Source organism: Rhizobium centroccidentale (assembly GCF_030182565.1).
Classification (GTDB): Bacteria; Pseudomonadota; Alphaproteobacteria; order Rhizobiales; family Rhizobiaceae; genus Rhizobium.
This window is the reverse complement of sequence record NZ_JAQJCG010000023.1, coordinates 1-18695: the sequence shown is the minus strand read 5'-3', so window position 1 is coordinate 18695 and position 18695 is coordinate 1. Positions and strand designations below refer to the sequence as shown.

15 protein-coding genes and 1 pseudogene are annotated in these 18695 nt (G+C 58.9%); 7 read left to right on the top strand and 9 right to left on the bottom strand.

Annotated elements, in window-relative coordinates; translation table 11 throughout:
• Nucleotides 1–51 precede the first annotated feature (51 nt).
• A complete protein-coding gene (locus PH562_RS24615; protein ID WP_285176316.1) occupies nucleotides 52–1125 on the bottom strand; it encodes an acyltransferase family protein in 1074 nt (357 codons plus the stop codon).
• Nucleotides 1118–2191, bottom strand: a complete 1074-nt coding sequence (locus PH562_RS24610) for an SGNH/GDSL hydrolase family protein (RefSeq protein WP_285176314.1) — start codon at nucleotides 2189–2191, stop codon at nucleotides 1118–1120. Before PH562_RS24610 ends, PH562_RS24615 begins: the two co-directional genes overlap by 8 nt.
• Before the next feature lie 388 nt (nucleotides 2192–2579).
• Here PH562_RS24610 and PH562_RS24605 point away from each other — a divergent pair, with 388 nt between their 5' ends.
• The 4 genes from PH562_RS24605 (at nucleotide 2580) to PH562_RS24590 (ending at nucleotide 6398) form a co-directional block, all read left to right on the top strand.
• Nucleotides 2580–3353, top strand: a complete 774-nt coding sequence (locus PH562_RS24605) for an amino acid ABC transporter substrate-binding protein (RefSeq protein WP_285176312.1) — start codon at nucleotides 2580–2582, stop codon at nucleotides 3351–3353.
• Between the two features lie 85 nt (nucleotides 3354–3438).
• Nucleotides 3439–4119: an amino acid ABC transporter permease gene (locus PH562_RS24600; RefSeq protein WP_015341657.1), complete on the top strand. Its 681-nt coding sequence runs from the start codon at nucleotides 3439–3441 to the stop codon at nucleotides 4117–4119.
• Nucleotides 4116–4877, top strand: coding sequence for an amino acid ABC transporter ATP-binding protein (locus tag PH562_RS24595; RefSeq protein WP_113231317.1), 762 nt, complete (start codon nucleotides 4116–4118; stop codon nucleotides 4875–4877). Before PH562_RS24600 ends, PH562_RS24595 begins: the two co-directional genes overlap by 4 nt.
• Before the next feature lie 264 nt (nucleotides 4878–5141).
• Complete coding sequence (locus PH562_RS24590) at nucleotides 5142–6398, top strand: multidrug effflux MFS transporter (protein WP_285176310.1); 1257 nt, start codon at nucleotides 5142–5144, stop codon at nucleotides 6396–6398.
• Between the two features lie 97 nt (nucleotides 6399–6495).
• Here PH562_RS24590 and pyc read toward each other — a convergent pair whose 3' ends face one another.
• Complete coding sequence (pyc, locus tag PH562_RS24585) at nucleotides 6496–9957, bottom strand: pyruvate carboxylase (protein WP_285176308.1); 3462 nt, start codon at nucleotides 9955–9957, stop codon at nucleotides 6496–6498.
• A 116-nt stretch (nucleotides 9958–10073) separates the two neighbouring features.
• On the bottom strand, nucleotides 10074–10814 hold the full coding sequence (locus PH562_RS24580; RefSeq protein WP_285176306.1) for a helix-turn-helix transcriptional regulator: 741 nt from the start codon (nucleotides 10812–10814) through the stop codon (nucleotides 10074–10076).
• Nucleotides 10815–11191: 377 nt separating this feature from the next.
• On the opposite strand from PH562_RS24580, the gene PH562_RS24575 reads away from it, so the two are divergent.
• Nucleotides 11192–12961: a glucan ABC transporter ATP-binding protein/ permease gene (locus PH562_RS24575; protein WP_285176304.1), complete on the top strand. Its 1770-nt coding sequence runs from the start codon at nucleotides 11192–11194 to the stop codon at nucleotides 12959–12961.
• Nucleotides 12962–13051: 90 nt separating this feature from the next.
• On the opposite strand, the pseudogene PH562_RS24570 reads toward PH562_RS24575, so the two are convergent.
• Nucleotides 13052–13423 (bottom strand): annotated as a pseudogene (locus PH562_RS24570) (transposase); the annotation flags it as partial.
• Between the two features lie 329 nt (nucleotides 13424–13752).
• Between PH562_RS24570 and PH562_RS24565 the strand changes: the two are divergent.
• Both PH562_RS24565 and PH562_RS24560 read left to right on the top strand, forming a co-directional pair.
• Entirely contained in the window at nucleotides 13753–15075 is a 1323-nt protein-coding gene (locus tag PH562_RS24565) for a type II toxin-antitoxin system HipA family toxin (protein WP_285176302.1), read from the top strand.
• Between the two features lie 16 nt (nucleotides 15076–15091).
• Nucleotides 15092–15370 carry a helix-turn-helix transcriptional regulator gene (locus PH562_RS24560; protein WP_285176300.1) on the top strand — a complete coding sequence of 93 codons (279 nt, stop codon included), beginning with the start codon at nucleotides 15092–15094 and terminating at the stop codon, nucleotides 15368–15370.
• A 367-nt stretch (nucleotides 15371–15737) separates the two neighbouring features.
• On the opposite strand, the gene PH562_RS24555 is transcribed toward PH562_RS24560, so the two are convergent.
• The 4 genes from PH562_RS24555 to PH562_RS24540 form a co-directional block, all read right to left on the bottom strand.
• The gene (locus PH562_RS24555) at nucleotides 15738–16934 is read right to left on the bottom strand and encodes an OpgC family protein (protein WP_285176393.1); all 1197 of its coding nucleotides are present in this window, start codon (nucleotides 16932–16934) and stop codon (nucleotides 15738–15740) included.
• Between the two features lie 14 nt (nucleotides 16935–16948).
• A complete protein-coding gene (locus PH562_RS24550; protein WP_483315377.1) occupies nucleotides 16949–17473 on the bottom strand; it encodes a GH36-type glycosyl hydrolase domain-containing protein in 525 nt (174 codons plus the stop codon).
• A gap of 353 nt (nucleotides 17474–17826) precedes the next feature.
• The gene (locus PH562_RS24545; protein WP_167078058.1) at nucleotides 17827–17985 is read right to left on the bottom strand and encodes a hypothetical protein; all 159 of its coding nucleotides are present in this window, start codon (nucleotides 17983–17985) and stop codon (nucleotides 17827–17829) included.
• Between the two features lie 162 nt (nucleotides 17986–18147).
• Entirely contained in the window at nucleotides 18148–18336 is a 189-nt protein-coding gene (locus PH562_RS24540) for a hypothetical protein (protein ID WP_113231310.1), read from the bottom strand.
• Between the last annotated feature and the right edge of the window lie 359 nt (nucleotides 18337–18695).

The window sequence follows — 18695 nt, the reverse complement described above, 5'->3', positions numbered from 1 at the left end:
CCAAGATTGCCTCCCGAGCGAAGCTTCCAACCCGCACCGCGGCGTTGGATTTCACTCCGCCACGGCGGCAGTTCCCTCGACAAGTTGTGGCCGCCGCATCAAAAGAGCCTGCATCGGCCGCTCGAAGAACTTGAGAAGCGCCACCGAGATCCCGATCGTGCAAAGCGTGACCAGCGCCAATATCCCGGTCGCAACGGGCAGGGAGAGGTGCTTGCCCAGCAATTTGACCGGAAGCTGAAACGTATAGGGGTGAATGAGGTAGAGCGAGTAGGATGCGTCTCCCAGCAGAACCAGAATGGCCCATAGTTTCCCGGACGGCATCCGCATGAGCAGGAAGCCAGCGACGAACAGGACCGCAAACAGGCTTGAGGCAAAGAGACTGGGACCGGCAAGTGTCACGATGAAGAAGTAAGCCCCGCATGCCAGGAGAACGAGCACGAAGGCGGCAGCATTCGATCCGCTCCTGATGGCGCTGTAAGCCGAATATGCCTTGTGAAGCATCATGCCGAGAACGAATTCGATCAATATCGGATTTGTATAGAAACGCCATTCGACAGATCCCGCGGGCCAAATCGCGTGCAACGCGATCAGGAAGAGGATGACTGCGGAGGCGAACCAGGTTGCCCTGGCGCCAAAGATCAGGCAGGCGCCATAGATTGCGTAGAAAAACACCTCGTAACAAAGCGTCCAACCCAGGAAAAGGATCGGCTGTATGGCGCCTCCGCTTTTCTGATAAGGGATGAAAAGAAGAGATTTGATGACCGTCTCCACGGTCACCACAGTCGAATTGAGCAGGTTGGGCTTCACGAGCGCGATCAAGACGATCACCAGCGTCAGCAACCAATAGAGCGGAACTATTCTCGCAACGCGCTTGCGTGCGAAATAGACAAGCCCCCGTCCCGGATCGGAGGAGTAGCTGATGATGAAGCCGCTCAGAACGAAGAAAATGTCGACGCCGGCAGCACCCATGTCGAAATAATTGCGATCGACATGGTACTCGAGCACGAGTGTGCGTCCGAAATGAAAGAGAACGACGGAGAAGGCGGCCACAAATCGGAGAAACTGGAGAGAGTCCAATTGTTTCGAGTTTGACCGCCGAATGGAAAGCACCTGCTCGTTAACCATGACGGCCCCGATCCGCTTTGATTGCTTGTTCCAACAAATCCGCCATTGCCGCCTGCGTGCTGCGGCTTGGATGCCAATTGCATCCAAAATCCTTCGGTTTGACGCGTAAATTCAGATATCGAAGGCGGCTTTCGCCTTTCGCGGCGCTCGTCTGGACGACGGCCTTGATTGCTTTCTCGGCCGTATCGAAGTCCTTCTGAGGCATCATCGGACCGAGCGCGGCGTAAAGATACGCTTTTGGAAACTGATATCTGAGCCTGGAGAGAAGCTTGGCGTACTCCCCGCCGAAATCGTCGGGATGCTTGCCGTCCGAAAAATCGTTCGTCCCCAGATTGATGACGACGGCGGAAACGCGCTCGTCGGGAAGACCGGGCGCACCGCTTCTCAACAGCGTCCCATTGTCGATGACGTCAGGCATGGTTTTCGTGCCCTTGCGAGCGCGCGAAAGGCCGATTCCCGAAACCGCGAGCGTCGTAAGCTCCATCCCGAGATTACGTGCGGCAACGGCGGCATATGTCAGATATTGATTTTCAGTTCCGGGGGTAAATTTGCAGCCGGGACCGACACCCTCGACGCCGTAGCCTGCAGTGATGGAGTCTCCTATTGCCACCATCTCTTCGGCCGATGCTTCCACTGGAAGAAACGACCCGTCGGTTTCGGCGGAAACGAATGTGGTATCGCCAACCCATCCTTCGGTGCGACGCGTCGCGCGAACGCTATGGACGCCTCGCTGCAAGCTATCGGCAAGCTGGTATCGGTGCTGGCCTGCCTGCAGGTCAAGGCGCTGGGGAACGCCGTCCAATTCGATCTCCAGGCTGTTCTGTCCGGTGTCAACGAGGGTAACCGAGAGCGAGGTGCCTTCGAAACGCAACGCAAAACCGCTGCCGGGCCAGCCAAAAGCCGCATCGCTGGCCGCAACACGGCCGATCCATTTCGATGGCCGCTCGATCGTTTCCGCCGCAAAGGTCGGCGAGATGGTGCACAAACTCAGAATCAGAAAAAGAGACGCGACCGCGATATCAAGCCCGGTAATCGGCCGAAGCCGCCAGCGCGCATCGATAGGCAATTCGTTACCTCTCCGGCTGTGTCAGATAGATTCTTGTGTTTTTGCTTTGTGATAGAAACGCCATTTGATCGCTGCCGGCGTCTCGCAGCGAGCCGCCAGGACGCATGTTCGACGCACATGCCTTGCGCGAAGGATGCCGCACCGGGACAATAATCAGATGACGAAATAGGGCGGTGTTGAGAATTGTCACCATGCCGCTCATGTCACGCGGCCGGCGATTCTTGACGATAAGCGGGAGCGGCGGCGCTCTTAGCAGCGTAATCCCGATCTTTTGAGAAAAATATTCGCAATTGCCCATTTATCCCGCAGTTTTCTACGCTTTCGCGATGCAATTTTTCTGCGATGTATGCGACATTGAATGAAACCGCTCCAGAAACGGAAGAGAACGATGAACTGGTTGAAGACTGTTGCCGCCGCCGCCCTCGTGCAGGCTGCGTTCCTGCTCCCCGCCCATGCTGGCGAAAACCTCAAGGCGATCCAGTCGGCCGGCGTATTCAAGGTCGGCACGGAAGGCACCTATGCGCCTTTCACCTTTCATGACGAAAGCGGCAAGCTGACCGGCTTTGACGTCGAGATCGCGGAAGCCATCGCCGGCAAGCTCGGCGTCAAGGCGCAGTTCCTGGAAGGCAAGTGGGATGGCCTGATCGCCGGCCTCGACGCCAACCGCTACGATGCCGTCATCAACGAAGTCGGCGTCACCGAAGCGCGCAAAAAGAAGTATGACTTCTCCGAGCCCTACATCGCCTCCAAGGCCGTGCTGATCGTCAAGGACAGCAACAGTGCCATCAAGGATTTCGCCGATCTCAAGGGCAAGAAGGCGGCACAGTCGCTGACCAGCAACTTCGGCAAGCTCGCAACGGAATCCGGCGCCGAACTCGTCGGCACCGACGGTTTCGACCAGTCGATCCAGCTCGTTCTGACCGGCCGCGCCGACGCCACCATCAACGACAGCCTTTCCTTCCTCGATTTCAAGAAGCATAAGCCCGACGCGCCGGTGAAGATCGTCGCCCAGCAGGCCAATGCCGATTTCTCCGCCGTCATCATCCGCAAGGGCGAGCCGGAACTGCTTGCTGCGATCAACAAGGCGCTGGCCGATATCAAGGCCGACGGCACCTATGACAAGATCTCCAAGAAATACTTCGGCCAGGACGTTTCGAAGTAAGAAGGCATAGGCAGAGACATAAAACTGTGAAAAAGATGCGTCCGGGGTCACCTCCGGACGCATTCTGTTATCGAAAGGCTTCTCCTTGGAGCATTGGCTGCAACTGATGTGGGAGTCACTGGGCACGCTGCTTTGGGCGGGGCTCGTCTTCACCATCCCGCTCACCTTGATTACCTTCGTTCTCGGCCTTCTGCTCGGCCTGCTCACCGCCGTCGTCAGGCTGTTCGCCCCGGCGCCGTTCGTGGCCATCGCCCGCTTCTATGTCTGGGTGATCCGCGGTACGCCGCTTCTCGTGCAGCTCTTCGTCATCTTCTACGGCCTGCCGAGCCTCGGCATCCTGCTCGACGCTTTCCCCGCAGCCATCATCGGCTTTACGCTGAGCGTCGGCGCCTATACGTCCGAAATCATTCGCGCCGTCATTTCCTCCGTGCCGAAGGGTCAGTGGGAAGCCGCCTATTCGATCGGCATGAACTGGCGCCAGGCGATGAGCCGCACCATCCTGCCGCAGGCAGCCCGCGTCGCCGTGCCGCCGCTGTCGAACACCTTCATTTCGCTGGTCAAGGATACGTCGCTCGCCGCCGCCATCACCGTGCCGGAGCTGTTTCAGGCCGCGCAGCGCATCGTGGCGACGACCTATGAGCCGCTGATCCTCTATATCGAGGCCGCCATCATCTATCTCGTGCTCAGCACCTTTCTGTCGACGCTGCAGGGCTACCTCGAACGCCGCTTCGCCCGCTCGGGCGGCACGCTGGAGGCACAGGCATGATCGAGCTTTCGCATATCGAAAAGCGCTTCGGCGACAATGTCATCCTCAAGGATATCAGCCTGATGATCCCCGAGGGAACGGTGACGGCGCTTGTGGGGCCTTCGGGCGGCGGCAAGAGCACGCTGCTTCGCTGCATCAACCTTTTGGAAATCCCAACCGCCGGAACGATCCGCATCGGCGGGGAGACGGCCACCTTCCAGCCGGGCAAGAAGCCATCCTGGCAGGACATCCAGAAGATCCGCCGCCAGACGGGCATGGTTTTCCAGAATTTCCAGCTCTTTCCGCATCAGACCGCGATCGGCAATGTCATGGAAGGGCTGACCACTGTGCTGCGCTGGCCGGCAGACAAGGCCCGCGCCCGCGCAGTCGAACTTCTGACCAAGGTCGGCATGGCGCACAAGATAGATGCCTGGCCCTCGACGCTTTCGGGCGGCCAGCAACAGCGTGTCGCCATCGCCCGCGCGCTCGCCCCCTCGCCGCGCGTGCTGCTCTGCGACGAACCCACCTCGGCGCTCGATCCGGAACTGGCGGCCGAAGTGGTCGACGTGCTGGGCAAGCTCGCCAACGAAGGCACGACCATGGTCATGGCAACGCACGATCTGCGCCTCGCCTCCAAGATCGCCAACAATGTCGTGTTCCTTGAGGCGGGCAACATCGTCGAGACCGGCTCCTCACGCAATATCTTCTCCAACCCGGCACAGGAGCGGACGAAGCAATTCATCTCCACGCTGAATTCCGGGCTCAGCTACGATATTTGAGCCCGCCAACCCGGGTCGAAACGGCGTCATATTGGGGCAGCCGCGCATTGACGCTGCGCAGCTTTGCGGTTAGCTCTAGTGCCATGAACACGGCACTCGTTATCGTAGTGGTAGGAAGGCGCATGGGCAGGATGGCGTAGCCATCCGGCGAAAGCACCCATGCGCGGTAAGCAGGCTCCTGACGGGGGCCTTTTTTATTGCCTGGAGTCCAGGCAACGCCTCGTCAGATCTCCCTCGACTTCCCCACACACGATGGACAAGGCCATGACGCGCCCCAAAAGCCGCATCGATCATTCATCCAACCAAGCAACCGACGACACGATCACCGAAAGAGCAGCCGAACAGCCGCGGCTGATAACCCTCATCCTGCTCTCGGCGCTTGCCGTGCTGCCCGTGAATATGATCCTGCCGTCTCTGCCGAAGATATCGGCGGCATTCCATGCCGATTTCGCTCTCGTGAACCTCTCCGTCGCCGGCTTTTCCATCGTGACTGCGTTCCTGGAAGCGATTGGGGGAGCGATATCGGACCGGTTCGGACGCCGACCGGTTGTCCTGGCGGCGCTCGCAATCTTCATCATCGCCTCGCTCGGCTGCGTTCTCGCTCCGACTATCGGCATTTTCCTGCTGTGCCGCATGATGCAGGCCTGCATCGGACCGTGCTATTCCGTCGCCCTCGTCATCATCAAGGAAACATCCGACGAGCGCCAGGCTGCCAGCAAGTTCGGCTATCTCGCAATGGGATGGGCATTGGCGCCGATGGTCGGACCGCTATTCGGTGGTTCGCTGGACGAGATTTTCTGCTGGCGGGCAAGCTTCATAGTCCTTGCGATCCTTGGCGTCGCCGCCTTCCTCCTGTCCTTGCGCGAACTGAAGGGATCGAAAGCGCCCGCGTCCGCTGCACGCAGAAACTATCTTGCCTCCTATGTCCTGCTTTTGCGTTCGGCGCGTTTTTGGGCCTATACGCTCTGCATGGCCTGCTCGATGGGCGTGCTCTACATCTTTCTCGGCGGAGCGCCGCTGACGATAGGTGATGCGCTCGGCGGTTCGAGCGCCAGGCTAGGCTTTTATATGGGCATGGTTCCCGCCGGCTTCATTCTCGGCAGCTATCTCGCGGGTCGCTATGGCGCAAAAATCCCCATCGGCACAATCCTCATCATCGCGCGGCTGCTGACCTGCATCGGCCTGTCAATTGGGCTCGCCTTGTCGCTATCGGGCATGACTGAGGTTCTGGCGCTCTTCGGCCCCTGCATCTTCATAGGCATCGGCAACGGTTTGACCATGCCGGCCGCCAATAGCGGCGCCATGTCGGTCAAATCGGATATTGTGGGAACGGCAGCAGGGCTTGCCGCTGCCATGCGAATTGCCGGTGGCGCACTGATCGGCTCGATCGGCGGGCTGTTCATTGCCCGATCGCCAACGATCCACACGCTTTTCACGCTGATGCTGGCATCCGCACTGCTCGCGCTGCTGGCGGCAATCTGGGCCGCCATCGTCGGGCGGCATGCCCACAAATCGGGTTAAAAAAACTCCGTCGCAAAGCCGGCAATAGCCAGGCTTTGCGACGGAAGACATTCAGCGTTTCAGTCAGCTGCCAGGATTGAAAGCCGTCCTTTGCCGCTCAGGCGCCATAGACGACGAGCAGATCCTTGGCGTCGATCTGGTCGCCGGCGCGCACCAGCACCTCGGAGATCGTGCCGTCCTTTTCCGCGTGCAGCGCCGTCTCCATCTTCATGGCCTCGATGGAAACAAGCACGTCGCCGGCCTTGATCGCCTGGCCGGGCGAGACAAAGACGGTTGAGATGACGCCCGGCATCGGCGCGCCGACGTGAGCGGCATTGCCGGTCTCGGCCTTGCGGCGCACCGCACTGCCGGAAGCCCCATGGGCGCGATCCGGCACCTTGATGCGGCGCGGCTGGCCGTTGAGCTCGAAAAAGACAGTCACCATGCCCTTCTCGTCGGTCGCCGTCATCGCCTGGTTCACGATGACGAGCGTCTTGCCCTTCTCGATCTCGGCAAAGAGTTCATCACCTTCCTTGAGACCGTAGAAATAGGCCGGCGTCGGCAGCACCGAGACCGGGCCATAGGTGTCGGCGGCCAGCGCATAGTCGGTGAAGACCTTCGGATACATCAGATAGGAGGCGAATTCGAAATCGTCGACCTTGCGCTCGAGCTTCGTCTCGATGACCTTGCGCTCCGCATCGAGATCGGCCTCGGCAAGCAGCGAGCCGGGGCGGACGGTATAGGGCTTGTCGCCCTTCAGCGCCTTCTTCTGCAGCGCTTGCGGCCATCCGGACGGCGGCTGGCCGAGATCGCCCTTGAGCATGGAAACGACCGAATCCGGGAAGGCGATATCCTTGGCCGGGTTCTCGACATCGGCAACCGTCAGGTCTTGGCTCACCATCATCAGCGCCATGTCGCCGACGACCTTGGAGGACGGCGTCACCTTGACGATATCGCCGAACATCTGGTTGGCATCGGCATAGGCCTGCGCCACCTTGTGCCAGCGGGTCTCGAGACCGAGCGAGCGGGCCTGCTCCTTGAGGTTGGTGAACTGCCCGCCGGGCATTTCGTGCAGATAGACTTCCGAAGCTGGTCCCTTGAGATCGCTTTCGAAGGCGGCGTACTGGTGTCGAACGGCCTCCCAGTAGAAGGAGATCCGGCGGATCCATTCCGGATCGAGGCCCGGATCGCGCTCGGAGCCCTTGAGTGCTTCGACGATCGAGCCGAGGCAGGGCTGCGAGGTATTGCCCGACAGCGCATCCATCGCCGCATCCACGGCATCGACGCCGGCATCGACGGCAGCGAGTACCGTCGCAGCCGCAATACCCGACGTGTCATGCGTGTGAAAGTGGATCGGCAGACCGGTCGCCTCGCGCAGCGCCTTGAACAGCACCTTGGCTGCAGCCGGCTTCAGCAAGCCCGCCATGTCCTTCAGCGCGATGATATGGGCGCCGGCCTTTTCCAGCTCGACGGCGAGATCGGTGTAATATTTCAGATCGTACTTCGGCCGCGCGGAGTTGAGGATATCGCCCGTATAGCAGATCGCCGCCTCGCAGAGCTTGTTCTCCTCGGCAACGGCATCCATCGACACGCGCATGTTCTCGACCCAGTTCAGGCAGTCGAAGACGCGGAAGAGATCGACGCCGCCCTTGGCCGCCTGGCGGACGAAGTATTTCACGACATTGTCGGGATAGTTGGTGTAGCCGACGCCGTTGGCGCCGCGCAAAAGCATCTGCAGCAGCAGGTTCGGCGCGCCCTCGCGGATCAGCGCCAGACGCTCCCACGGGTCTTCCGTGAGGAAGCGCATGGAGACGTCGAAGGTGGCGCCGCCCCAGCATTCTAGCGAAAGGAGCTGCGGCAGGGCGCGTGCATAGGTGCCGGCGACGCTGGCAATATCATAGGTACGCATGCGGGTGGCAAGCAGTGACTGATGGCCGTCCCGCATCGTCGTGTCGGTCATCAGCACGCGCTTTTCATTGCGCATCCACTCGGCGAATTTCTGCGGGCCGAGCTTGTCCAGCAACTGCTTGGTACCGTCGGGGATATTACTGTCGATGTAGGGCAACACAGGCTCGGCAACCTTGGGCGAAGGCACCGGACGGCCGCGCGTTTCCGGATGTCCGTTGACCGTGACGTCGGCGAGATAGGTCAGAAGCTTGGTGGCGCGATCCTGACGCTTGACCTGCTGGAACAGTTCCGGCGTGGAATCGATGAAGCGCGTCGTGTAGCTGTTGTCGCGGAATTTCTCGTGCGTGATGATCGCTTCGAGGAAGGTGAGGTTCGTCGCCACGCCGCGGATGCGGAATTCGCGCAGTGCGCGATACATGCGGGCGATCGCCTCCTGCGGGTTCGGCGCCCAGGCGGTCACCTTCACCAGCAACGGATCATAGTAACGGGTGATGATCGCGCCGGTATAGGAGGTGCCGCCATCGAGACGGATGCCGAAGCCGGATGCAGAACGATAGGCGGTGATGCGACCGTAATCCGGAATGAAGTTATGTTCCGGATCTTCCGTCGTCACGCGGCACTGCAGCGCATGGCCGTTGAGGCGAATGTCTTTCTGCTTCGGAACGCCCGATTCCGGCGTGCCGATGGCAAAGCCGTCGAGAATATGGATCTGCGCCTTGACGATATCGATGCCGGTGACGACTTCGGTCACCGTGTGCTCGACCTGGATGCGCGGATTGACTTCGATGAAGTAGAATTTGCCAGTGTCTGCATCCATCAGATATTCGACGGTGCCGGCGCCGATATAATTCGTCGCCTTGGCGATCTTCAGCGAATGGGACGCCAGCTCCTGACGCTGCGCATCGCTGAGATAGGGGGCCGGTGCACGTTCGACGACCTTCTGGTTGCGGCGCTGAACCGAACAGTCGCGCTCGAACAGATGCACGACATTGCCATGCGTGTCGCCGAGGATCTGGCTTTCGACATGGCGGGCGCGCTCGACGAGCTTTTCGAGATAGACCTCGTCCTTGCCGAAGGCGGCCTTGGCTTCGCGCTTGGCTTCCGTCACTTCCTTGGCGAGATCGGCCTCGGAGCGGATGACGCGCATGCCGCGCCCGCCACCGCCCCAGGAGGCTTTGAGCATGACCGGATAGCCGATCTCAGCCGCCATCTTGGCGACTTCGGCCATATCGTCAGGCAAGGGATCGGTTGCCGGCACGACCGGTACGCCGACCGAAATCGCGAGATTGCGAGCTGCCACCTTATTGCCGAGCTGGCGCATCGTATCGGCGCGCGGGCCGATGAAGATGATGCCGGCGGCATCGCAGGCATCGACGAATTCCGGGCTTTCCGACAGCAGGCCGTAGCCTGGATGGATCGCGTCGGCGCCGGAAAGCTTGGCGACGCGGATGATCTCGTCGATCGACAGATAGCTCTCGATCGGCCCGAGATCGCGAGCAAGATGCGGACCGCGGCCGACCTGATAGCTCTCGTCCGCCTTGAAGCGGTGCAGCGCGAGTTTGTCTTCCTCGGCCCAGATGGCTACCGTTTTTATGCCAAGCTCGTTGGCGGCGCGGAATACGCGGATGGCGATTTCAGAACGGTTGGCAACCAGGATCTTGGAAATGGGCAATGCTGTCTCCTCACGGCATCGAAACGGGCAATGCTGCACCCGCGAAGAGAATTCTTAACTTCTTGTCACAGGAAGTTCAATTTCTCCTGCGACATCCGACATCAAAATAGTTGCCGTTATGGAATAAGTCCGTTTCTGAAAGCGATGGCAACGATGTGCTGCCGATTTCTGGCCTTAAGCTTCTCCTGGATGCTGTTCATGTACCAGTCGACCGTATGATTGGAGATGACAAGCAGCCGGCTGATCTCGATCGACGTCATGCCGTCGGCAAGATGGTTGAGCACCTCCATCTCGCGCTTGGTCAATTTCAGATCGGCCGCTCCCGCTCTCTCGAAGTATGGGGCCTCATCCCGAAATTCCAGAAGTCGCCAGAAGACCTTTCTAGCAACCGCGTCGAAAACAGAAATCTCTGTTGGAGAGAGATCGACCGCCTCGCCGCCGATCGTCATGCTTCCCAGCAGGCCGTTCCGACCGTGGATCGGAAAAAGATAGCCGTCGGCAAGCCCGTTGGCGCGGGCATCCGCCATCATCTGCTCCATCCGGCGCCGGAGCGGATCCGATTTCTGCGCAGCCACAGCATCGCTCCAGCGAAAGGGGCGCTGCGCCCGGGAGGCATAGCGCGCCACCGGATCGACGAGCATGTACCTCTTGCGGACATAGGTCAGCGGCCATTGATCGGGCCAACGGCCCGCCAGGATGAAATTCGCGACATCGACATTCGGTCGCGTCTGTTTCAATACCCCATAGAAATCGAACTTATAGGAGCGGAGCACGAGTTCCAGTTCGGCCACGACGTCCTTGGCGAGCTTGCATTCTTCGATGACCACAAGCAATTGTATTAGCGAATGGATATTCACATTTACCCCTCGGCCTCGCAGCCTGAATTGTCGGCAGACGAGCGTTGCAACCCTGCTCGCCAGGCCCCATAGCGCGCTTAATCGCCGGCAACATACTCAGGCCGGCGCAAAATTGAACGCCTTTGGCGATTTTTTTGCCGTTCAACCCTGAATGGCCGCCTTGGGCGTGACTTAATAGTAACGGACGATATGGCGGCAGGGTCGTCCCCAAATTGTCACATTTCTGCGGCGACCGATAGCACCTCGCTGCGGCAGCACGCGCCAGGCGGGAAATTCTCCTGAAAAAACAGCTTCAGATTCCGTTAATCGCCGGTTCAGGTACCGATCTGTAGTGTCGCAGCATTCCGAGTTTTGCTGATGCACAGAGGGTGCCTGACGTGTCACTGTTCAAAGTCTATGCAAGAGCCCTGAAGTATCTTGGCGCGTATCGATACCGCGTTTGGATGGTCGTAGCCGCAAACATCGCGCTTGCGATGACCACCATCTATGAGCCGGTTCTGTTCGGCCGCATCTTCGACGCCATTGCCAAGAAAGAAGCCGTCACGCCGACCATGATGCTGTGGGCCGGCTTTGCCGTCTTCAGTGCTATCGCCTTCATCGTGGTGTCCCGCGAGGCCGACCGCCTTGCGCATGGCCGCCGCGCCTCCCTGCTAACAGAAGCATTCGGCCGCATCATCTCGATGCCGCTCTCCTGGCATAGCCAGCGCGGCACCGCGAGTGCGCTGAACACGCTGCTTCGCGCCTGCGAAGCGCTGTTCGGCCTGTGGCTGGAATTCATGCGCAACCACCTCACGACCGCAGTCGCGCTCGTCGTCATGATCCCTACGGCCATGGCCATGGACCTGCGCCTATCCGCAGTCCTCGTCCTGCTCGGTGTCTTCTACTGGATCATCGGTCGTCTGGTCATGAGCCGCACGAAGGATGGCCAGACTTCGGTCGAAAGCCATTACAATACCGTCTTCTCGCATGTGAGCGACTCGATCAGCAACGTGTCGGTGCTGCACAGCTACAACCGCATCGAAGCTGAAACCAAAGCGCTGAAGTCGTTCACCGAACGTCTGCTGGAGGCCCAGTATCCAGTTCTCGACTGGTGGGCGCTTGCCGGCGCGCTGAACCGCACGGCCTCGACCGTCGCCATGATGGCGATCCTGATGATCGGCACAGTTCTTGTCCAGGATGGCAGCCTGAGCCTCGGCGCGCTCATCACCTTCATCGCCTTTGCCAACGTGCTGATCGGCCGCCTGGAGCAGCTGCGCAACTTCGCCAACCAGATTTTCGAAGCTCGCGCCAAGCTCGAAGACTTCTACACGCTGGAAGATTCGGTTCGTGACCGCGAAGAGCCGGCCGGCCTTGCCGAAATCAAGGACGTCAAGGGCGAAGTGGAGTTCCGCGATGTCTCCTTCGGCTTCGCCAATTCGTCGCAGGGCCTGCACGACATCTCCTTCAAGGTGAAGGCTGGCCAGACCGTCGCCATCGTCGGCCCGACCGGCGCCGGCAAGACGACGCTCGTCAACCTGCTGCAGCGTGTCTTCGATCCGCAGAAGGGCCAGATCCTCGTCGATGGTCACGACATCACCAAGGTGACCCGCAAGTCGCTGCGCCGCTTCATCGCCACCGTCTTCCAGGATGCCGGCCTGCTGAACCGTTCGATCAGCGATAACATCCGCCTTGGCCGTGAAGGTGCGACGCAGGAGGAAATGATCCGCGCCGCCCAGGCCGCCGCCGCCAACGATTTTATCGAAACCCGCGAAGGCGGCTACGATACCCGCGTCGGCGAGCGTGGCAACAAGCTCTCGGGTGGTGAACGCCAGCGTATCGCGATCGCCCGCGCCATCCTCAAGGATGCGCCGATCCTCGTGCTCGACGAAGCGACCAGTGCGCTCGACGTCGAAACCGAAAACCGGGTCAAGACCGCGATCGACAACCTGCGCCAGAACCGCACGACCTTCATCATTGCGCACCGCCTGTCGACGGTTCGCGAGGCCGACATGGTCCTCTTCCTGGACAATGGTCGCATCATCGAGAATGGCAGCTTCAACGAGCTCAGCCAGAGCAACGGCCGCTTCGCCGCCCTGCTGCGCGCCAGCGGTATCCTGACGGACGAGGAAGTCCGCAAGGCACACGCAACGGAAAACGAAGCCGCCTGATCTTCGCAAGGGGCCCAAGATCGAAGCCGGGAGAGCGACGCTCTCCTGGCTTTTTGTTGCCTGGAGCGCGCCCATTTTACGCGAGGTCAATCCGCGCGCCGTGAAGTAGTCGGAGCATTCTTGGGGTTTGAGAAACGCAACGATCTCGCCGACTGTGTCCCACAGTGCTTCGACGGTGCGCTTTGCTCTGGCTTGAAGGAGCGCTTTGAGCTTGGAAAAGGCATTTTCGGTGGGGTTAAAAGTCCAGGCTATAGGGCGGGTGGTAGAGCAGCTGGCAGCCGGCCACTTCAATAGCCTGCCGCACGCCTTCGGCTTTATGCGCAGGCAGGGTATCCATCACGATAGGTCGCCGGGGATCAGTGTTGGCACGAGAACCTTTTCGACCTAGGTACGGAACGCTGTGGCATTCATTACGTCGTCGAGCAGCACCATAGCCGACGATCCGGTCGAACGGTATTCGCCATCGTCCTCTTAATCCAGCATCTTCCCTTCGACAATTGCGCGCCATGCGGCCTTGATCTCTTCCACATCCAGCGTCGCAAGGACCCGATCTCGATACCCTTCGGCATCGGGCCACGAGGAACCCAGTCATCAAACGTTGAAATACAAGCTGGCCGCGGCTTCCGCCCGGCTTACGGCAATCTTGGATGTTGTCGATAGGAACACTAGTCCGCGATAAACGTTGGCCGCGTTTTTGGTAGTTGGCAATTTGACAGAAATTATTCAACCCACTTTGATGGGTTGAATAAATAAAAAAGATGCGTTAATTGATCCACTGAAAGGGTCATTAAATGCGCCTAACGCTCCAAACCCATTTAAATCGTGAGTGGCATTACTCTGCGACCCTAGAGCTAAAGGACGACGACGCCGGCTTTCAGGGCGCGTCCATCGTCGATTACGATCTCGACTACTTCGTTACAATGGCATCGGCGGAATTTGCGGCCGGAAAGACAGTTCATGACCATCGCGCCTTGTCGGTCCGTTATCCCGTAGATCTCGAAAATCGATATAGCCGTAGCTGGCCGCCCTTCCTCTTGGACCTTATGCCACAGGGCCATGCAAGGCGAAAGCTTGCCGAACACCTCGGGCTCGCGGAAGGCTCGCGCGCCTCCGATCTCCCGCTGCTTCTGCGATCAGCTACAGGTGGCATTGGCAACATCCGCATCAAGGAAGCGGCTGAAGCCGAAACGGAAAGATTGCGAGGTGTTGAGCGTCAAGGCGTTACAGAAGCGGAGATTCTTGAGCGCTCAGATCGTTTCATGGAAGTCGCTGATCGCTTTGGAATGCTCGCCTCTGGCTCAAGCGGCCTCCAAGGCGAATGGCCGAAGGTCTCAATGACCAAGGCGAAAGACGGGCTCTACTATCCTGACAGTTTCGTCACCGACGATGAGGCCATGCGCCATGTCATCGTCAAGCTGGTCCGCAGCAACGAGCCTGTAGACCGCCTCATTCTGGAAGGCGAAGCCCTCTATTCGCGGATCGCCCAAGAGATTGGTCTGAACGTCAGCGAACCCTCGACTTACGCCGAAGGCGTCTTGATCATTCCCCGTTTCGATCGGAGGAAGATGGAACGCGGGGAAACAGTCCGACTGGGTCAGGAAAGCCTGGTATCAGCGGTTGGAGTGGCCGACTTCGGCCATGTCGGCACGCATGAGGCCTATATTGAAGTTCTGCGTCAATTTTCAGCCGATCCCTTCGCGGACATAGTCGAATACCTAAAGCGCGACATCGCTAACCTAGCGCTGGGCAATCCCGACAATCACGGCCGGAATTCAGCACTCAGCAAGCATCAAGACGGCACGGTCCGCCTGTCTCCGCTCTTTGACTTCGCTCCTATGCGGCTCGCCAAGGAGGGAATTGTCCGTTCCACCCGATGGGCCATGATGCGCGACGGTGGTCGCGACCATCTTCCGGATTGGAAACGCATTTGCACTGAACTGATGCCCGTTCCTGCCGAGCAAGAACTCCTAACGGCTTCGATCTGTGCATTTGCACAACATCTACAGCACGCACCAGAGCTGGCGAAGCGCATGGGGGCATCTCCAGAGGTGTTAGAGCGTGCCATGGGGCGCTGTAAGGAAATCGCGGATAACGTTGTGGCGGCATGCCAGTGATGCCTGAGGAATGTTAATGGCCCGATGGAAGAAGCCCACGAAGGAAGAAATTCTTGAAAACAGACGAAAGCTGGCGGAGCGTGCTCGACAAGGGGACCTTAGGCTGCCGGATGCTGTGATGGAGATACGAAAAGGGTTCGGAATGACCCAAGAGGAATTCGCCAAGACCCTGTCACTTACAAGGCGCCAAGTTGCCGAGATTGAATCAGGTATGACAAACCCCACACTTGAAACCTTAGAAAAGATTGGTCGATTGTTTGGGTTCGGAATTGGCTTTGTTCCTAAAAGCAGTTGAATCGCTGCCTGTTCCAGGAGTTTTCGGTGCTCGTCCCACATATGCGATAGCTCTGCCGCAGACGGGGTGAGGGTGAAGGGCCTCTACCTGCACGAACTTACGCCGGTCAAATACAGGCCAGCCAAAACGAAGAAAGACCCGGCGGGAAAACCGGGCCTTTCCGTTTTCTGATCGGAGGTCAATACGGACGAATGCCGACTGGAGTTAGGGTCGGCACCCGACCGGCATCGGATCAGAACTTGCACTCGAAACTAAGCAGGCCGTCCGGTTGTCAGTGCCGATTCCCATGAGCCGGGCCGTCGCACGCTCGACAACGACGGGAGATCGACAGGCCGAACCGCGCAAGCACGCGGCGCGGAAGAACCCTTCAATGACGCTTTCCGAAATGAGCAGGCATTGCGATCGGTGCTGCAGGCGCCTTCGCCGCACGCTGGCCGGCAAGCTCAAGCCGCTTGTGCTCGAGATGATAGGCATAGAGGAACTGCACAGCGATGCCGAAGACGACATAGACAGCACCGACGACGGGGCTCTTGTTGGTCACGTAGAGAAGGACCTGGCCTGCCATGGCAAGGATGGTGCCGGCAACGAAGATGTTCAGCGAATGCCGCCCGAGGATCGTCAGCGGGTGATTGGCCGAGCGGCGCAAGAACGCGGAAATGGCGGGGATGCTAACGATCAGATACGCGAGCGCCAACACATGCAGCAGCCGCGGCAGGGACAGGAAGGTCTTGTCGAAGCCGGTGACGACGGTCGGCAGACCGAGCGTGGCGAGATAGTCGCCGAGTACCCATAGCTTGTCGGTCACCCAGATGAAGGACACGAGCACATAGGCACAGGCCAGCGCGATCAGGACCGGATGAGCAGGAATTTGCCCGCCGCGCTTGACATGCATGCTGGCGACGAAGCCGATGACAAAAAGCAGCTGCCAGGATAGCGGATTGAGGAACCAGAAGCCGTCAAGCAATGTCGTATGCGGCGCGATGTAATAGATGCCGGATACCAACCAGACGGCGACCGAAATCGCGAGCAGAAGCAGGGGGCTCCTTGCCTCCAACGGCATGATCAGCGGCAGCATCAGGAACAGGGCGCCGTACATGGGCAGAATGTTATTGTAGCCGATCTGGTGCCCGAGCGTCAGCAGCGCGGGAATGCCGCGCGCCGGGTCCATCAGCAGGGCAAGGATGTTCACTTCGCAGAGCAAGCCCTTTTGGTGGAAAATCCACGCGCCGGAAATGAAGAGTACCAGCGTCACGAAGGTTGTGATCATATGCGCGGTATAGAGCGTGAAGGCGCGCCTGACCGCTTTCCAAGCCATTGTCAGCCGACTGCCCGGAAGAAACTTGGTTCCGTAGGCAAGACCGACGGAGATGCCGGAGATCAGCACGAAAGCCTCGGCGCCGTCGGAGAATCCGAAATTCTTCGAGGTGAAATCCTCGAAGATCTGCCCCGGCACATGGTTGATGAAGATCATGATCAGAGCCAAGGCCCTGAGAACATCCAGTCGAGTATCCCTCTGGGAGACCGGCTTCGGCAAACTCACGCGTTGTGCCAGCACCGGGCTCATATTCGCCCTCGAATTCATAAAACTCTCCTGTTCCGACACTCAAATGCAATCGGGGCCAAAGAGTTCCCCCTTTTGGCCCCGATCGTCGAAGCGAAACAGTGCAAAACGCTACTGTCCGACCGGATAGCCCTCTTCGGGATGGGCGATCGCCCTGTCATTGATGGTGACCGAGTATGTCGCTGCATCGGGCGCTTTTGAGACGGAAATACGGTAATTTCCGCTCGGCAGTTCGATGTCCGCCGCAAAGCCGTCCCAGTTCGAAGGCGGGGGGCCGGCTTGACGAAGAGCCGGCCGTTTTTCACGCGGAAACCGAGAATGCCTTCGACAACGACGCGATACGGCGAGCCGGCGGAGCCTGTGTACCATGTCCAGCCGCCACGGCCCGTCAATTGTCCTTCGCCGTAGATAGCAGCAGCAACCACATAGGGCTCTACACGATAGGTATCGGACTGATCACGATCGCGTGCATGGTTGATGGGGTTCAGCATATCGAAGCAATTGCCAGGCATCCCGCCGGGATCCATCTCCGCCAGCGGCATGACGACCCAGATGGCCGCATGGGTATACTGGCCGCCGTTCTCCCGCACACGAGGCGGTTAGGACTTGATGTAGCGCGGATCTCGCGCCGACTTCGCGAAAGGTGGCGTGAACTGCCGGATGATCCGGTTTCGTCATCGACGAGCTTGTCGGGCACGGCATTCATCGCCTTCTCGACGCGCCCTGTCGCCTTCGCCGGAGAGAATGTTTGCCAATGAAATGAGATCGGAAGTTGCACGAGGAGAAAAACGGCCAGACTTGATCGACCGGACCCGCAAACTTGTCAATTTTCAAGAGATGGGCCGCATCGGCCTCACATCAGCAACGGAACAAGCCGCCGCCCGCCAACGTCGCCTTAGACAACGATACCGCAAACAATGGCCGCAACGAAGAGGAATGCAGCCGAAAACAGGACGACATGAACAGCCGTTTGAATCTTCTGCCGCGTCTTGGCGGCGCGCTTGGAACCACCGAACTGATTCACATGCGTATTCGAAATACCCAAATTCGCCATGTGTCGCCTCCGTTCGTTTCTTATATGTCTCTCAGGCCAAGCCTGGGACGAATATTCATATATTTTCTATCAACTAGGTAGAGATGAATTTCCGTCCAGAGCATCAGCTGAGAAAAATTAAACCACTGGATTTCGAGGACCCGAAAGATCGGCAATGCCACTTCAGCAAAGAATGCGGCGGGCCCAAATCAAGCTGCGCTCAATGGCGCTGGCATCGGCCGTCTGCTCTTCGGCAGATCCGGTCTGGCGGCGGCTGTTTTCGTCAGAAAGAGTAGCGGACCGTGCACCTTCCCGTTTCGCCGGAACCGGCGGATGAAGATAGCCCATGGTCATGCCACCCATGAAAAACATGCCTGCCTCCACTTAACGTGTGACCCCTCATCGGGATCACGAAAGTTAACTGCCATTAACGAGATCATGACAGAATTGCGGCAGGTGTCAATAGTCTATACGATTGGTCGTGTTTAAGCGGCCCATTCGTTAACGCGCCGCTGGGGCAAAAGTCGCCCGCTAAGAGCAATTCCAGGAAAAGTGCGAAGCGGTTTTGCGTCCGGAATTGCGTAAAACCAAAGAGATAGAGCCTTTCCGCGATTCGAAGAAAAGCGGAAAGGCTCTAGGGAGACCTGTGCGCGGATATTTGTAGACGTATGGAAACATTGATGATTCAATGCCTTTATCGAGAGATAGAGGTTTGTAATGAGCCGTCGCCG

Excerpts from the sequence above, each read along its gene's own strand:
- PH562_RS24615 (WP_285176316.1), bottom strand. The coding sequence starts at position 1,125 with ATGGTTAACGAGCAGGTGCTTTCCATTCGGCGGTCAAACTCGAAACAA.
- PH562_RS24605 (WP_285176312.1), top strand. The coding sequence starts at position 2,580 with ATGAACTGGTTGAAGACTGTTGCCGCCGCCGCCCTCGTGCAGGCTGCG.
- PH562_RS24595 (WP_113231317.1), top strand. The coding sequence starts at position 4,116 with ATGATCGAGCTTTCGCATATCGAAAAGCGCTTCGGCGACAATGTCATC.
- PH562_RS24590 (WP_285176310.1), top strand. The coding sequence starts at position 5,142 with ATGACGCGCCCCAAAAGCCGCATCGATCATTCATCCAACCAAGCAACC.
- PH562_RS24565 (WP_285176302.1), top strand. The coding sequence starts at position 13,753 with ATGCGCCTAACGCTCCAAACCCATTTAAATCGTGAGTGGCATTACTCT.
- PH562_RS24560 (WP_285176300.1), top strand. The coding sequence starts at position 15,092 with ATGGCCCGATGGAAGAAGCCCACGAAGGAAGAAATTCTTGAAAACAGA.
- PH562_RS24555 (WP_285176393.1), bottom strand. The coding sequence starts at position 16,934 with ATGAGCCCGGTGCTGGCACAACGCGTGAGTTTGCCGAAGCCGGTCTCC.
- PH562_RS24550 (WP_483315377.1), bottom strand. The coding sequence starts at position 17,473 with ATGCCGCTGGCGGAGATGGATCCCGGCGGGATGCCTGGCAATTGCTTC.
- PH562_RS24545 (WP_167078058.1), bottom strand. The coding sequence starts at position 17,985 with ATGGCGAATTTGGGTATTTCGAATACGCATGTGAATCAGTTCGGTGGT.
- PH562_RS24540 (WP_113231310.1), bottom strand. The coding sequence starts at position 18,336 with ATGTTTTTCATGGGTGGCATGACCATGGGCTATCTTCATCCGCCGGTT.